At 37.1% G+C, this 16,929-nt stretch carries 12 protein-coding genes; 8 read left to right on the plus strand and 4 right to left on the minus strand.

The window, feature by feature from the left end; genetic code table 11:
• Positions 1-3: 3 nt before the first annotated feature.
• From G9C87_RS13885 to G9C87_RS13900, 4 genes are all read right to left on the minus strand, one after another.
• On the minus strand, positions 4-609 hold the full coding sequence (locus tag G9C87_RS13885; protein WP_172282123.1) for a TetR/AcrR family transcriptional regulator: 606 nt from the start codon (positions 607-609) through the stop codon (positions 4-6).
• Positions 610-709: 100 nt separating this feature from the next.
• Positions 710-1,690, minus strand: a complete 981-nt coding sequence (locus tag G9C87_RS13890) for an alpha/beta hydrolase (RefSeq protein WP_172282125.1) — start codon at positions 1,688-1,690, stop codon at positions 710-712.
• A 46-nt stretch (positions 1,691-1,736) separates the two neighbouring features.
• A complete protein-coding gene (locus tag G9C87_RS13895; protein ID WP_172282127.1) occupies positions 1,737-2,153 on the minus strand; it encodes an OsmC family protein in 417 nt (138 codons plus the stop codon).
• An 89-nt stretch (positions 2,154-2,242) separates the two neighbouring features.
• Positions 2,243-3,115 carry a helix-turn-helix domain-containing protein gene (locus G9C87_RS13900; RefSeq protein WP_172282129.1) on the minus strand — a complete coding sequence of 291 codons (873 nt, stop codon included), beginning with the start codon at positions 3,113-3,115 and terminating at the stop codon, positions 2,243-2,245.
• Between the two features lie 344 nt (positions 3,116-3,459).
• Here G9C87_RS13900 and G9C87_RS13905 point away from each other — a divergent pair, with 344 nt between their 5' ends.
• The 8 genes from G9C87_RS13905 to G9C87_RS13940 all read left to right on the plus strand — a co-directional run bounded on the left by G9C87_RS13905 (position 3,460) and on the right by G9C87_RS13940 (position 16,885).
• Positions 3,460-4,455 (plus strand): glycosyl hydrolase family 18 protein, encoded by a 996-nt coding sequence (locus G9C87_RS13905; RefSeq protein ID WP_172282131.1) that lies wholly within the window; start codon positions 3,460-3,462, stop codon positions 4,453-4,455.
• A 243-nt stretch (positions 4,456-4,698) separates the two neighbouring features.
• On the plus strand, positions 4,699-5,577 hold the full coding sequence (locus G9C87_RS13910; protein WP_172282133.1) for an AraC family transcriptional regulator: 879 nt from the start codon (positions 4,699-4,701) through the stop codon (positions 5,575-5,577).
• A gap of 425 nt (positions 5,578-6,002) precedes the next feature.
• Complete coding sequence (locus G9C87_RS13915) at positions 6,003-8,963, plus strand: SusC/RagA family TonB-linked outer membrane protein (RefSeq protein ID WP_172282135.1); 2,961 nt, start codon at positions 6,003-6,005, stop codon at positions 8,961-8,963.
• A 15-nt stretch (positions 8,964-8,978) separates the two neighbouring features.
• The gene (locus G9C87_RS13920; protein WP_172282137.1) at positions 8,979-10,613 is read left to right on the plus strand and encodes a SusD/RagB family nutrient-binding outer membrane lipoprotein; all 1,635 of its coding nucleotides are present in this window, start codon (positions 8,979-8,981) and stop codon (positions 10,611-10,613) included.
• 169 nt (positions 10,614-10,782) lie between these two features.
• Positions 10,783-12,075: an MFS transporter gene (locus tag G9C87_RS13925; RefSeq protein WP_172282139.1), complete on the plus strand. Its 1,293-nt coding sequence runs from the start codon at positions 10,783-10,785 to the stop codon at positions 12,073-12,075.
• Positions 12,076-12,117: 42 nt separating this feature from the next.
• Positions 12,118-13,089, plus strand: a complete 972-nt coding sequence (locus G9C87_RS13930) for a glycoside hydrolase family 130 protein (protein WP_172282141.1) — start codon at positions 12,118-12,120, stop codon at positions 13,087-13,089.
• A gap of 104 nt (positions 13,090-13,193) precedes the next feature.
• Complete coding sequence (locus G9C87_RS13935) at positions 13,194-15,425, plus strand: GH92 family glycosyl hydrolase (protein WP_172282143.1); 2,232 nt, start codon at positions 13,194-13,196, stop codon at positions 15,423-15,425.
• Between the two features lie 32 nt (positions 15,426-15,457).
• A complete protein-coding gene (locus G9C87_RS13940) occupies positions 15,458-16,885 on the plus strand; it encodes a glycoside hydrolase family 125 protein (protein WP_172282145.1) in 1,428 nt (475 codons plus the stop codon).
• Positions 16,886-16,929 lie beyond the last annotated feature (44 nt).

Here is a 16,929-nt window from a genome sequence, read left to right on the forward strand (position 1 = left end):
AATTTATGATGGAATAATATTGAGTTCCTGGTCTATGATTAAAAGGATCCTATCTAAAGCAAGGTTCAGATACGTTTCATGACCTGTTGTTTTGGAAAGAAGTATACCGCCTTCAATAAGCATAATGAATAACGAGGCCATTTCATCTGCATTTACTTTTTCATTGAATTCTCCGCTTTGCTGGCCTTCCTGAATAGCTGCTGAAATTTTTTTGATCCATGCCTGAAAAGATAGAGTAACCTGATTTTTCAGGATAGGAAAAGTGTCATCAGACTCTGTAGCGGCATTCATCAACGGGCATCCTCCATTAAGGAAAACATCCTTCCAGCTTTTACGGTAAAAATTGACAATAGCTTTTAATTTATCCACAGCCAGAGGAAAGTCTTCTCCTAGTGATCTGGACATGCTTCTACTCAGAAAAGTTGAGTTATACTTGTAAGCTTCAAGAGCTACTTCATCTTTGTTTTCAAAATTTCCGTAAATACTGCCCTTTGTTAGTCCTGTTGCTTCCGTAATGTCCGAAAGCGTCGTTGAGAGATAACCTTTCTTATTAAATAAGGGAGCCGTAGTCTCAATAATGAACTGTTTGGTCTTTTCTGCTTTTGACATAATCATGAAATTATATACAAATATACGAAAATATACCAAATGGTATATTTGGAATAAAAACTAAGTCTGAACTTGAATATTAGTCCAGACTTAAGATATTTTATTTAAAGAGAGCTTCTTTTATTGTGGAAGCTGCCTGGGCAAGAGATTCCTGAATTGCCGGAATATGAGCTATAGGATTTAATAATCCATAATCATGGATAAAACCTTTATACACTGCAAGTGTAGTAGGAACACCGGCTTCATCAAGCTTTCTTCCATACGCTACCCCTTCGTCATGAAGAATATCATTCTCAGCTATCTGGATCAATGCAGGAGGTAATCCTTTTAACTCTTCAAGAGATGCCTTATTTGGAGAAGCATATTTTTCTTTTCTTTTTTCAAGATCTGTAGTATAATTGTCCCACATCCATTTCATTAACGGAGTTGTTAAGAATCTTTCCTGCGCATACTTTTCATAAGATTCTCTTGTAAAATCTGAGTCAGTAACCGGCCACAATAAAACCTGGTATTGAAGTTCCGGACCATTTTTATCCTTTGCCATCAGAGCAACTACAGCAGCCATATTTCCACCTACGCTGTTTCCTGCAACAGCCAGCTTAGAGCCATCCACTCCGATTTCTTTGCCATTTTCGGAAACCCATTTTGTAGCTGCATAGGCCTGATTAATAGCAGTTGGATACTGAGCTTCCGGAGATGGAGTGTAATCAGGGAATACAGCGACGGCTCCACTTTTTACAACCAAATCTCGTACTAATCTTTTATGAGTAGGGAAATCTCCTAATACCCATCCCCCTCCATGGAAAAACATAAATACAGGAAGGTTATCGTTTGCTCCTTTGGGTTTTACAATATGAATATTTAATGAAATTCCGTCCTGGGTAATCTTTTTTTCAAATTCTTCAATATCCGAATAATCAAAGTTTACAGAGGCTTGTGCTCCTACAAGAACCTGGCTTGCATCTTCAGGAGACATTTCTTCAATTGGTTTTCCGCCTCCACTGTTAAGATCCTTAAGAAAAACGCGGATATCTTTTAAAATATGGGGATCATTTTCTGCGGGTTGAACATTGTGTGACATAATTTTGGGTTTTTAAGGTTGGTAATTGGTTATAATAGTAGGTTGATTATGCTAAAGTTGCGTTGAGTGTAATTTCAAAATTGAAAGCGGCACTTACCGGGCATCCTTCTTCAGCAATTTTAGCATATTTTTGAAAGTCTTCTTCTGAAAGTCCTGGAACTTTTGCGGTTAAAGTCAATTCAGATTTAGTAATTTTTCCAATACTTGGATCAAGAGTAATAACAGAGGTTGTTTTAAGTTCCTCAGGGGTAAATCCGGCCTGTGATAATTCAGCGCTTAATTTCATGGTAAAGCATCCTGCATGGGCAGCCGCCAATAATTCCTCAGGATTTGTTCCTACACCATCGGCAAATCTGCTGTTGAAAGAATACTGAGTTTCATTTAATGTGGTGCTTTGAGTTGTTAGGTGTCCGTTTCCTTCTTTGATGTTGCCATTCCAAACGGCTGTTGCGTTACGTTTCATAATGTTTTGTTTTTTAGTTAATATTTAATTTGTTTTTTGATATGACAAAGGTATGTCACGTCAAGGTTGGTTTCAATAGATAAAAAGGCTTAAGTATTGTACTTTTTTCCCGAAGAGTAATTTTTCTTAAAATGAGCCGGTGTGCTGCCTACCTTATTGGTGAATAATCTGTTAAAGTACGCGGGGTCCTCATAGCCAAGATCATAAGCTATTTCTTTTACCGGTTTATCCGTATAGAACAATAGTCTTTTTGCCTCCAGCAAAATTCTGTTGATAATGAGTTGATTGGGAGATTCCAGGTTTAGGTTTTTAAACTTGTGGGTCAATGTTTTCGGCGCAATATGCAATAACTCGGCATAGTCGGCCACATTGTGTTTTTGTCTGAAATGAATTTCAAGGTTTCTGCTGAAATCCCTGAATACATCGAGATCATTATTCGGGATGCTTACCCTTTCCGTTTCCAGGTTTTGTTTTTTCCACTTTCTGGTAGAATGAATGATGATCTGTTTCAAATAGGTCCTTATCATTTCTTCGTTAGAGGATTGCTTCCATTCAAGTTCATCCTTTATATTTTTTAGCAAATTTCTGATAATTACAACCTCCTCTGGATTCAGCTCTACCTTTGGAATTTCAAATATATTATGGAAAAGGATCCCGTCGCAGGCCACTTCCTTATCATGAATCTGAATACAATAGAAATCTCTGTTGTAATGTAATAATATGGATTCATCAGCATTTCCCTTCTTTATATCCAAATATTGATTGGTTAAAAAAAACAGGGTTGGAACTGTAGTTTTGTAATGGTTAAAATCCACACTCAGTTCATATCCCGGAGGAATAAAGAAGATTTTGATCTCGGAAGTCAATTTATTTTCCTTTAAAATGCCAAGATTTTCTTCAGAAAAAACATCGAATCCAAATTTTTTATAGGAGTCTTCAAAAATAAAACTTTGTCGCAGCATTGGTATACTTTAAGAATAAAGATACAAAAAAGCTGGGTGCAGATGTATTAAATCCCTGAAACAGATCTTTGATTACAATAAAAGTCACTTTTGAATCTCTCTGTCAATAAAAAACTTTGATATGATCGGGATTTGTAACCTGTTGCTTTATAGAGTTTTTATGGTTGTAAAATAGTATTGCTTAATGATAAAATAGTATTATCCCGGTCACTCTTCAAAATTTAGATTTGTTAATATGAATTAAATCTTAAATAAATTTTAATTATCTGTTGTTTATAATGAATGATATTTAAGAAAAAGAGATCTGACATGTTTATATAGAAAAAACCGCAAAAAATATTAAGATGAGAAAACAAAAGGGGCTTGCTTACGTACATATGATTTTAATTTTTATGTGCTTCGGTTTCATATCCTGCCAGGATGATAGTGAAGGAACAATTCCAAAGGAAAAAACTCCGATTGAAATTATCAACAGTAAAAAATTTAAGGTAACAGGATATTTTAATGGATTGACGAGAGGAGGAGTGATACCTGATTACTACAACTTGAGGGATATTCCGGATGGTGTGGATATTGTCAACCTTTTTCATCGTTTTTTGGGCTTAAGTAATTTAAAGAGAGGAGATAGGATTCCCGGAGCTACAGGAGAGGATGCAAAAACATTAACAGAGCTCATCAGTGATGTACAATTCCTTAAGAAAAGAGGAACTGTTGTTATTCAGACCCAGTTCGCAAATGAAATCTTCGAAAATTATAAGGATGAACGAAAAACCGCAAAATTTAAAAACACCCCTGAAGATTATGATGCTTACGCAAAAAAGGTCTCAGATTCTTTGACGAAATGGAGGATTGATGGGGTTGATCTGGATCTGGAGCCAGGCTATACGGATGCAGGTTTTAATGCCGGAGATTGGGAACTTTATATTAAGGCCTTTGCTAAATATTTTGGACCGGGATCAAACTCAGGAAAGCTACTCATCATTGATACGAATGTAGGATTATCAGAATTAGGGGTGTCTAGTGCAACCCTTTCAAAGATCGATCTTATTTATATCCAGGATTATTGGGGAAGTGAAGCATCCAGTGATAATAAAATCGATGGCTACATACAAGCCGGTTTTCCAAAGAAGAATATCCTGTTGATTTCTGCTGACTTTGAATCTTCTTATTCTTATAGTAATGATAGCCAGGGACCTTTGAGGTTAAAAAAGTATTACAATTCTACGAAATATCAAGCTAAGGCAGGAGGATATGGTGCTTATGGATTCAATTTTGATAAAAAACAGGACTATAAAATTTATAGAGAAATGATTACCAGCATCAATCAGCTAAACCAGTAAACTTGGAAAGATGAGGTAATAATTAGTTTACCTAGTGATATGGCCGCTTCTAATTATTGGATCCGGCTTTATTTTTCTTATTAGAGATGGATCAAAACAAGTTAAGAAGTGTCAGTCATTATCTTTTACTAAAATAAGTGTACTTTAGTCAATCAAATTATAAAAACAACCGGATGTAAGGTTCCTTATCTTACATTTCTATTATAAATGCCCATAATTCAGTAATTTAACTATTGTAAACACATGAGCGGATTAGAAAATATTTTGAGAGAAATAACTCCGTTATCTCCCGAGGACAGTTTTCTTGTATTTGACCGGATAAAAACCTCATTTGATTTCCCGTATCATTACCACCCGGAAATTGAAATTAACTTTATCTACAAAGGGAAGGGATACCGTCGGATGGTAGGGGACCATACCGGAGAGATCGGAGATATTGAATTGGTGCTGGTTGGCCCTAATCTTCCTCACTGTTGGGCAAATTACCGATGTAAGAACAAAAAAACATATGAAATTGTAGTACAATTTAATCAGGATTTTTTCAACCAATCCCTGATGCAGAAGAATATTCTCAAACCGATCAGCAATCTTATCAAAGAGTCTATAAGAGGCATCCTGTTTTCGAAGGAGACGGCTGAAAAGCTGAAAGAGTCTTTTCTTAATCTTTCGAAGATGAATAGTTTTGAATCTTTTATTGAGATCATGAAAATCCTGAATGAACTGGCAACAGCTGAAAACAAAACATTATTATCCTCTTACAGTATTGAGCTGGAAACATTTGTGGATAGTGATAAAATGAAGATCATCCATGATTTTGTGCATAAGAATTTTGAAAATAAACTTACTCTTGAAGGCGCTGCTTCTCTGGTCAATATGAGCAATGTTACGTTCAACAGGTTCATTAAAAAAAGGACGGGCAAAACTTTTGTGAATTACCTTAATGAGATCAGGATCAGTTATGCCGCACGGTGGCTGATGGAAAAGAATCTTACCATATCTGAAATTGCATTTGAAGCAGGTTTCAATAATATTGCCAATTTTAATAAGGTCTTTAAATCGCTCAAAAAAACAACACCTACAGAATTCAGAGAACAGTTCAAGGGAGTAAAGAAAATAGAATGATATTTTTATTTTAAGAGCATTTTATATTCCCGGGCCCGGATTTTGGGGTTTGGATTTTCTTTTTATGGTCATAAAATGACAGAAATCACGAAAAAAATTATGCATATATCACATTTTGGCTATAAAAAATAGGAAAAAAACATGATTTTATAAATTCTCTAAAATGTTGTAATGTATTGTATTTCAGGTCAAAAAAAGGCTAAGAAGAAAAGTGTAGAAAAAATAATATCGTTTTATGACAAAATAGTATTATATCTGATTGTGCACAAAAATTAGATTTGTCAATATGAATTAAATTTTAACGAAACTTTAATTGTTTACTATTTATGATACATAAATGTTAAGCAAAATAAAGTGGGCTTGCTTTATAAATAAAAACAAGCTGTAAAGTATTGATTCTAAATTAAACACTATTTAATCTACCTATGAGAAAAACTGCCGTACCGGTTTTATTAGCTTTTTCTGTGTTTGGATATGCACAAGTAAAAAAGCCTGCCGATTCAACTAAAACAGCCGACATCGAAGAGGTTGTTGTGACATCTTTGGGGATCAAAAAGCAAGCACGCTCGCTTACCTATTCAAGCCAGCAAATTGGCGGAGATGAGCTGACGGCGGTAAAGACACCCAATCTTTTAAATTCCATCAGCGGAAAAGTTTCCAATGTGCAGATCAACAGAACCAATGGTGTGGGGAGCTCCGTAAGAGTGATAATGAGAGGAAATAAATCTGTATCTAATAGCCAGCCATTGTATGTAATTGATGGAATTCCTATTATCAATGACGCCGGAAAAGCTCCTGAAATTAGCCAGTATTCAAGTATGCCTGATACAGGAGATGTGCTAAGTTCCATCAACCCGGATGATATTGAAAGTATCAACTTCCTGAAAGGAGCATCTGCTTCAGCGCTTTATGGTTACGCTGGGGGGAATGGGGCAATATTGATTACGACTAAAAAAGGACGTGTAGGAAGAAGTTCTATCACGTATAGTAGTAGTTTCACAGTGGATCGGGCATATAGTCTTCCTAAGCTCCAACATAGTTACCTGTCTTATGATCCTTCTGTATCAGGTGATGCTCCAGGAGCTTCTGTACAGAGTTGGGGGGCAAAAGGTTCTTCTAAAGATTATCTGAAAGACTTTTTGCAAACTGGAACAACTTGGGTTAATAGCCTATCTTTTCAATCAGGAACAGAGAAATCTACGAACTATTTTTCTCTTGGAAATACGACTAATAAAGGTGTTGTTCCATTGTCTAATTTTGATCAGTATAATATCTCTTTTAGAAACTCAAGTAAATTTCTGGATGATAAGTTGACGTTGGATGCTAACTTTATTGGTTCTATACAGAATAGTGTAAACAGACAATCTCCAGGAGTATCTTTCTCTCCATTAACGAGTTTATACTGGCTACCGAGAGGGGTAGATTTTGATCAATATGGACCTGACAATTATTCGTACATTGATAAAAGTCGTTTACTTCCAGGACAAAATTGGTGGGAAGTAAAACCTGACGGATCCTTTAAAGGAAATCCCGCTACACAGAATCCATATTGGATCTTAAACAGGGATAAGGTTACGGTAAACAATAAAAATACATACAGTGCTATTGCTTTATCTTATCAGATCAACCCGTGGTTGACCGCAAGAGTCCGTGGAAATTACAGTTGGAATAACTCTGATACCCAAAGAAATATTTCTATCTATTCTGACCCTGCATTGTTAGCCAATGGAGCTAATGGAAGATTGCTTAAAAATGTGTATGAGAACTCTTCTACCTATGGAGATGTTTTATTGGTAGGTAATCCTAAGTTGAGTGAGGACATTTCTTTGGATTTTACAGTAGGAGGAAGCATTAATACAACACGGAACAAAGTAACGCAAATTGATAATTCTTATCTAGTAACTCCTAATTTATTTGCTTTGAATAACCTGCTGTGGCCTGGAAACAGAGCTCCTGGAGATGGATATCATTATATTTATTATAACACAAAAAAGCAGGTACAATCAGTTTTTGCCAGTGCATCTATTGGATACAAAAATATGTTGTACGTTGATATGACATTCAGAAATGACTGGGATTCCACGTTGGCTTTAACTGGTAGAAATGGATTTGATTATGAATCTGTTGGTGCGAATGCTATATTATCTTCAATATTCAAGCTTCCGGAGGCTATTAATTTCTGGAAAATTAGAGCATCTTATGCTACAGTTGGTTTAGGATTACCACCAACTTTATCAAATATAATGGATGAGTATAAAACAGGATATGCTTATGGAGTGGATGCCGGAACAATTGTATACCCGAGGAGCACGTTTGTTACCGATCCTAATTTTAAAGAACTATTTCCAAAACCTGAGCTTAATAAGACATTTGAAGCGGGTACAGAGTTGAGGTTGTTGAAAAACAGATTAAATTTTGATATAACGTATTATAATTCTAATGCAACCAACCAGTTGTTGGAAACCACGATTTCATCTAATTTAGGAGGTATTCCTACTGGCTCCTATTATATCAATGCAGGGAAAATACAAAATACTGGTTTTGAATCTTCATTATCTTACAAAGTTTTCAATACAGGAAAATTTGACTGGACTACTACATTGAATGGATCTGTAAACAAGAACAAGATTGTTGAGCTTTTTCCTTCAAGCCTGAATATTCCGCAAGACCAACTGTTTTCATTAACAGGTGGTGGAAATTATACAAAAATGAAATTAGGTGGATCGTTTGGTGATATTTATGGAATTAAATACCAAAGAGATGCACAGGGACGTATTTTGGTTGATAAAGATGGCATTCCATTGGCGACTACAGGGAGCCTTGGATACTTAGGCAATCCGAATCCTAAATTTATTTTAGGTTTTAATAACAGCTTTAATATAGGTAAGTTAGGTATTTCCTTCCTTGTTGATGGAAAATTCGGAGGACAGGTATTATCACTTACTGAAAAAGCAAATGATGTATATGGTGTAAGCAAAGCTTCTGCGGATGCTCGTGATGCCGGTGGAGTATCTATTCCAAATTCTGTGTATGCACCGGGAACGCCTAATGCAGGGCAAGCTTATAATGGCAAAACTGATCCAAAAGCCTATTACAAGGCCGTGGGAGGAATTGAAAATAATACAGGAATTGACGAAGCCTATATGTATAGTGCGACCACAGTACGTTTACGCCAGGCATCGATCTCATATACCTTTGACGTGAATTCAAAATATATGAAAAGTGCAACACTAAGCCTGGTAGGGACTAACCTGTTTTTCTTCTATAAAAAAGCGCCGTTTGATCCTGAACAGGTATCAGGAAATACACCGGGTGGAGTAGGAGTAGATTCATTTGGTTTACCAATCACCAGATCTATAGGATTATCATTAAAAGCTAACTTCTAATTTTACAATACGACAATGAAAATCATTAATATAAAAACATGGGTACTAGGTGCAATAGTATTAGCTTCTGCTTCCGGATGTACCAGTGAACTTGATCAATATAATCAGGAAAAGTTAGGAGGACCTGAAAATTTTTATGCAGATTTTAAAGCGGTTGTAGATCCTTTAGTAACTATGCAGAGAGGGCTTCAAGCAGACTATCAACTGTATCCCAATTTGAGTGCTGATATGTTCAGTGGAATGTTTAGTACGGCATCTCAATTTAATGGGGGAAAAAATAATACGACCTATTATATGATGGATGGATGGAACAACAGGATTATTGCAAGACAACAGGATATTTTTAATAATTCTATTCTCATGAATAAAGCTGCTAAAAATTACTATCCAGGAATTGATTTTACAGGAACATTTGCTGTTAGAAAGATATTGAGAGTTATTACTGCCGCACGAGTTTCTGATAACCATGGTCCGGTAGTATATAGTAAATATGATACGCCAAATGCGAATGGAACTACAGATTTTGATTCTCAACAAAGCGCATATAATCAATTTATTATTGATCTAACATCTGCTATAAATGATCTGCAAACAATAAACAACAGTCCATCCACACAAAATGTAGAAGATAAAGCTGCATTGAAAAGAGCAGACCTAGTATACCAGGGAAATATGGGTAAATGGGCAAAGCTGGCCAACTCATTGAAGCTGAGGTTAGCAATGCGTATGAGTTATGCAGATCCTGCAAAATCAAAACAATATGCTGAAGAAGCACTTGCGTCACCGGCAGGATTGATCACTGAAAATGAAGATAATGCTTTGATCAGTGTGGGTCAATCAGAATTGAGCTTTATCATTTATTCGTGGGGAGACTGTCTTATAGGAGCGCCATTAATGGCTTATATGAACGGATATAATGATCCAAGGCTTCCTGCCTATGCTATTCCTGCAACAGACAGCAATCCACAGATCAATGGTAAATACATAGGAATACGACAAGGTATCGATTTATTGAACGGAAAATCTACGTATGGTGGTTTTTCTCAGCCACAGGCAAAATCAGCAGCCGGAGATTATTTTTCTGCAACAGATGGTAAAATGAAACTGTTTACCGCAGCTGAAACATGGTTCCTTAAAGCGGAAGCTGCATTGAGAGGGTATGCTGGAGCAGGAGCAATCCAGGCAGATTACGAGACAGGTGTTCAACAATCATTTGGAGAGTGGGGGAAAAGTGCAAGTGTTGCTACCTATCTTGCCAATACAACAGCTACAGAAGCACCTTATGTTGATCCGAAAAATGCGGCGAATAATATTGGGGTAGGACATCCTGAGCTGAGCACCATTACCATTGCATGGAACAATGCAGATTCTAATGAAAGGAAATTGGAAAGAATCATTACTCAAAAATGGCTTGCCCTTTATCCGAACGGACCTGAGGCCTGGGCAGAACAAAGAAGAACCGGTTATCCGATCCTTTTCAAAGTAAGACAAAATGATAGTGGAGGGTTAATCAGTACAGATGCGATGATTCGCAGAATTCCTTTTACGGTAGATACCAAGAATTCTTTATTCAATTATCCTCAGGCATTACAATATTTAGGAGGAGCAGACACTGGAGGAACAAAACTTTGGTGGGATAAGAAGCCATAATTGTAACTCAATAATTAAAATAGCACAGAGGCCGTCTCAAATGAAAAGCATGGATTCATGCTTTTCATTCCGGTGTAAAAATGTACAGTATTTTTTATTTCTCACAATGTTTCGTTTATGCCGGCGTGAAACTTTTGAGATGTCCTCTTTTTTACATCTATAATTTAATATGGTAAAAAACACTTCCGGAACCCGTTCTATACAACCCATCTTATGGATCTCGTCATTATATTTTGCAATGGGAGTACCTTTTGTAACCATTAATGCTGTTTCGGGAATTATGTATAAGGATATGGGTGTTTCGGACTCAAAGATTGCTTTCTGGACAGCTCTCATTTTATTTTCATGGACATTAAAACCATTGTGGAGCCCTTTCCTTGAAATTTATAAGACAAAAAAGTTCTTTGTAGTTTTTACCCAGTTTGCCATAGGAATTCTTTTTGCGCTAATTGCGTTAAGTCTGCCTATGCCAGATTTTTTTAAGTACAGCATTGCCCTCTTTGCTGTAGTCGCCTTTTGCGGAGCAACACATGATATCGCAGCGGACGGAACTTATATTAATTTTCTTACCAATAAAGAACAGGCAAAATATATAGGATGGCAAGGTGCATTTTATAATCTGGCCAAAATTATCAGCAGTGGAGTCCTCGTTTATTTTGCAGGCGTTTTGGAAAAAACCAAAGGCGTTACGCATGCCTGGATGATCATTATGGGAGTATACGCCCTGCTATTTTTTATTCTTGCTGTCTATCATTATTCTGTTTTACCCAACGAAAACAAGCTTGAAAAGCAGAAGAACGGAAAAACGGCCGGCAATGTCCGACAGGAACTTCTGGAAGTCATCACTTCTTTTTTCAAAAAACGAAATATACTCTGGTCGGTATTATTTATTATTTTATACCGTTTTGCAGAGGGATTTGCTATCAAAATTGCGCCCTTATTTTTCAAAGCACCAAGAACCTCCGGAGGCTTGGGGTTATCTACTTCTGATATAGGGCTTATTTACGGGACCTATGGTTCTGCAGCATTTATTTTAGGGTCGGTGCTGGCTGGATACTTTATTTCAGCCCGGGGCCTTAAAAGATCACTGATCTGGTTATGCTGCGCATTTAATATTCCATTTGTTGTGTATGCTTTATTGGCTCACTATCAGCCTGATACATTGCTTCCTGTAAGTGTCGCAGTTGTTGTGGAATACTTTGGTTACGGGTTCGGTTTCGTGGGACTTATGTTGTATATGATGCAGCAGATTGCACCGGGTAAACATAAAACAGCCCATTATGCATTTGCAACAGGGATCATGAATCTCGGAGTTATGATTCCCGGCATGTTCAGTGGAATGATCAGTGACTGGATAGGATACAAAATATTTTTCGTATGGGTTTTGATCGCTACGATTCCGGCATTTTTGGTCACTTTAGTTGCACCGTTTCCTTATCCGGAAAAACAAAAAGAACAATAATTCTATTATTAAATAATTTTAAATAAAAGTAAAAAATACTTTATGACATCTCAATCAGCAATGATCCCTTGGCAGGATCGTCCGGCAGATCGTCACGATATAATGTGGCGTTTCTCTGAAAATCCAATTATCAACAGATATGCAATACCAACATCGAACAGTATATTCAATAGCGCGGTAGTCCCTTTTGAAGATGGATTTGCGGGTGTTTTCAGATGTGATAACAAATCTGTACAAATGAATATTTTTGCTGGTTTCAGTAAGGATGGCATCAATTGGGATATCAACCACGATCCAATTGAAATGAAAGCAGGAAATACAGAAATGATCGAATCTGATTATAAATATGATCCGCGTGTCACTTTTATAGAAGATCGTTACTGGATCACATGGTGTAACGGATATAACGGACCTACGATCGGAATAGGGTATACCTTTGATTTTAAAGAATTTTTCCAGTGTGAAAATGCCTTTTTGCCTTTTAACAGAAATGGAGTTCTTTTCCCTGAAAAGATTGATGGAAAATATGCGATGTTGAGCCGTCCCAGTGATAACGGACATACGCCTTTCGGAGATATCTATATCAGCTATAGTCCTGATATGAAATATTGGGGAGAGCATCGTTGCGTAATGAAAGTAGCTCCATTTGAAGAAAGTGCATGGCAATGTACCAAGATCGGAGGCGGCCCGGTTCCGATAAGAACGGAAGAAGGATGGTTGCTGTTTTATCATGGGGTAATCAATACATGTAATGGTTTCCGCTATTCCATGGGGGCTGCATTGCTTGACCTTGAAAATCCTTCAAAAGTATTGTACAGAACAAAACCTTATCTATTGGCTCCCGCAGAGCTATATGAGCTTACGGGAGATGTTCCGAATGTGATTTTTCCTTGTGCGGCATTATCAGAAGGAGACAAAGTTACGGTATACTATGGAGCTGCTGATACGGTGGTTTCCATTGCATTCGGATATATTTCAGAAATCATTGATTTCATGAAAAAAAATTCTCTTTAAATTAGATAAGATTAAAACCATAAGGAAAAGCGTCATTTTCTCGCTTTTAAAATAAAATTTTCATTTTTTTGTGTAGTCTTAAAAATGTTCAAGATCTCTCCGTTATGAAAAAGGAACTGTTTATTTATTTTTTTGTTGTCCTGTTTGTTCAATCTGTTAACGCCCAACGTAGAGACGATGTGCTTTCATGGGTAGATCCGTTTATCGGAACCGGAGGGCACGGGCATACGTTTCCGGGAGCTACAACACCTTTCGGGATGATACAGCTGAGTCCGGATCAGAATACCAAAAGTGGTGACTGGGACTGGTGTTCAGGGTATCATTACAGCAGTAAAACGATTATGGGGTTCAGCCATAATCACCTTAGTGGAACAGGCTGGGCCGATCTCGGAGATATCTTAGTGATGCCAACAACGGGAAAAATAAAGATGCTGCCAGGTTCAGAAGAAAATCCTGATAGCGGTTACCGTTCCAAATTCAGTCATGAAAGAGAAACTGCTGCTCCGGGGTATTATTCTGTAATGCTTGACAGCTATGGAATAAAAGCTGAACTGACGGCTTCTCCACGGGTAGGGTTTCATAAATATACATTTCCAAAAAGCGAAGAGGCTAATGTAATCATAGATCCTACCAACAAAATCTTCGGAAATATTTATCATACACTGGTAAGAATCCAGGGAAACAATAAGATTTCCGGTTATTGCTATAGTAATGGCTGGGGTGGTAAAAGATTTGCTTATTTTGTAATGGAGTTTTCAAAACCGTTTAAATCATACGGAACCTATTCTGAAGGTAAAATAATAGAAAATGAAAGGTTTGCGCTGGCTAAAGATGCAAAGGCTTTTGTAAGATTTTCTACACAGGAAAATGAAAGCATTGAAGTAAAAGTCTCTTTATCCCCGGTAAGTACAGAAGGAGCACAGGAGAATTTTGATGCAGAAGCAAAGAATGTTGATTTTGCTCAAGCTAAAGAAACTGCCCAAAAAACATGGAGAGACCTGATCAACAGATTCCAGATTACAGGAGGAACCGATGACCAGAGAAAAATATTTTATACTGGTGTTTACCATACTTTTATTGCTCCGAATCTTTATATGGATACCAATGGAGATTATGTGGCTGCCCAGGAAAATATGAATACCAAATGGTTCACCAATTATAGCACATATTCTTATTGGGATGGCTTCAGAGCAACACATCCGCTGCTTACCATTATGGATCAGAAACACACCAAAGAATTTGCAAACTCATTGATCAGCAGGTATACAGATCGCAAGGATCACATGCCAATCTGGGAACTTTGTGGATATGACAATTTCTGTATGTTGGGCTACCATAGTGTTTCGGTTATTTGGGATGCTATTTCTAAAGGTGTACCGGGAATTGATTATGAGAAGGCGTTCGCTGCGATGAAAGATGCTTCCTTAACGGATAAAATGAGCAGCAGCGACGGCGGTGGAGGTCTTAACGATTACATTAAATTAGGTTATACTCCTTCAGAAAACGGAGCTTCTGTATCCGCCACCCTGGAATATGCCTATGATGATTGGTGCATCCAGCAATTGGCTGAAAAATTAGGCAAAAAAGAAGATGCAGAAGTTTATAAAAAACGCTCAATGAATTTTCTTAATACTTTCAATAAAGAAAATAATCACTTCTGGCCTAAGCAAAAAAATGGACAATTTCTGGCTGACTTCCCTTTAAACGACTGGAAAAAGCTTCAGCCGCACTGGGTATCAGGAAACATCTGGGCATATGATTTCTTTGCTCCTCACCAGATCGATGAAATGATGAATCTGTATGGTGGAAAAAAAGGATTTGAAGAAAAATTAGATAGAACATTTACAGAAACCCTTAAAATGGAAGGGGAACAACATGTTGATATTTCAGGATTTATCGGATCTCTTGGATTTGGAGATGAACCGGGACACCATGTTCCTTATCTTTACAATTATGCAGGAGCTCCCTACAAAACCCAGAAAATGATCAAATTTATCCGTGACAATATGTACGCAGCAAAGCCGGACGGGATTGTAAATAATGAAGATTGCGGACAGATGTCTGCATGGTATATTTTCTCTTCTTTAGGTTTTTATCCCGTTACTCCGGGAAAACCTGTGTATGCGATCGGAGCACCACAATTCCCAAAAGCTTCATTAAAGCTGGAGAACGGAAAAACATTTACTGTGATTGCAGAGAAAATATCGGATAAAAATATTTACGTTCAGAAAATGTTTTTGAATGGTAAAGAATTTAAAAGCTGGGAATTGAATCACAGTGATATTATGAATGGGGGCGAACTGAAATTTGTGATGGGAAGTAAGCCCGTAAAATAGAATTAATAAACAATAACGAAATATAAGTATCAATGGAAAGGAGAAAATTTATTAAAACAAGTGCACTGGCAGGAGCCGGATTATTATTTGCGCAGAATGCTTTTGCAAAAGGGCTAGGCGTAGAAGAATTCCCTGTTGTCCGTGTTCCTAAAGATAAAAGGCATTTTACCAGTGAAGCGGTAGAAAATGCTATCTCAGCCTTTAAAAAGAAAGTGAAAAATAAAGAATTGACCTGGCTTTTTGAAAACTGCTTTCCCAATACATTAGATACAACGGTTTTCTATACAGAAAACAACGGAACACCGGATACTTATGTTATCACTGGAGATATAGATGCCATGTGGCTTCGTGACAGTTCTGCACAGGTTTTTCCTTACTTGCAGTTTTCAAAAAAAGATGAAAAGCTGCACAAATTGATATCAGGAGTAATCCATAAACAGACCCAGTTTATTCTGAAGGATCCTTATGCGAATGCATTTTATAATGATGATCAAAAGATAAGTAAATGGAAAGAGTACGATCATACGGATATGAAACCAGGTATCCACGAAAGAAAATGGGAAATAGATTCACTCTGCTATCCAATCCGCCTTGCGTATCATTTCTGGAAAACGACCGGAGATACAAAACCTTTTGATAATAACTGGCTGCAAGGAATTAAGCTGACTCTGAAAACTTTTATTGAACAGCAGAGAAAAACAGGTTTAGGACCTTATCAGTTTGAAAGGACAACAGCCTGGGCTACCGATGGAATCCCAATGGGAGGATATGGATATCCTACAAAACCTGTTGGTCTTATCAGCTCCATGTTCCGACCAAGTGATGATGCTACCATTTATGCATTCCTTATACCTTCTAATTTATTTGCTGTGGTAAGTTTACGTCAGGCAGCAGAAATGGTTTCCCAGATCAAAAATGAAAAGGAACTGGCTAAACAATTAACGAGTCTTGCTGATGAGGTAGATGCTGCCATAAAGAAATATGGAATCTATGACCATCCGCAGTATGGAAAAATATATGCTTTTGAAACGAATGGTTTTGGTAGCTATAACCTAATGGATGATGCCAATTGTCCAAGCTTGTTGGGATTGCCTTATCTGGATGCTGTAAAAGCTGATGATCCTGTTTATCTTAATACCCGGAAATATGTATGGTCACAAGATAATCCTTTCTTTTTCAAGGGTAAGCTGGCAGAAGGAATCGGGGGTCCTCATATTGGTTTGGATATGATCTGGCCGATGAGTATCATTATGAAAGCACTAACAACCAAAGATAAAAGCGAGATCCGCTGGTGCATAGACACTTTACAAAAAACGCATGGAGGAACAGGTTTTATGCATGAGTCCTTCCATAAAGATAATGATAAGAAATTTACCAGAGAATGGTTTGCCTGGTCCAATACATTATTCGGAGAATTGTTATGGAAAACCTATAATGAAAATCCGGAACTGCTGGGATAAATTCAAAATTTAATAATCAAATTCAACACAAATAAAAAAAATTA

The organism is Chryseobacterium sp. LAM-KRS1 (assembly GCF_013184525.1).
Lineage (GTDB): Bacteria > Bacteroidota > Bacteroidia > Flavobacteriales > Weeksellaceae > Chryseobacterium > Chryseobacterium proteolyticum.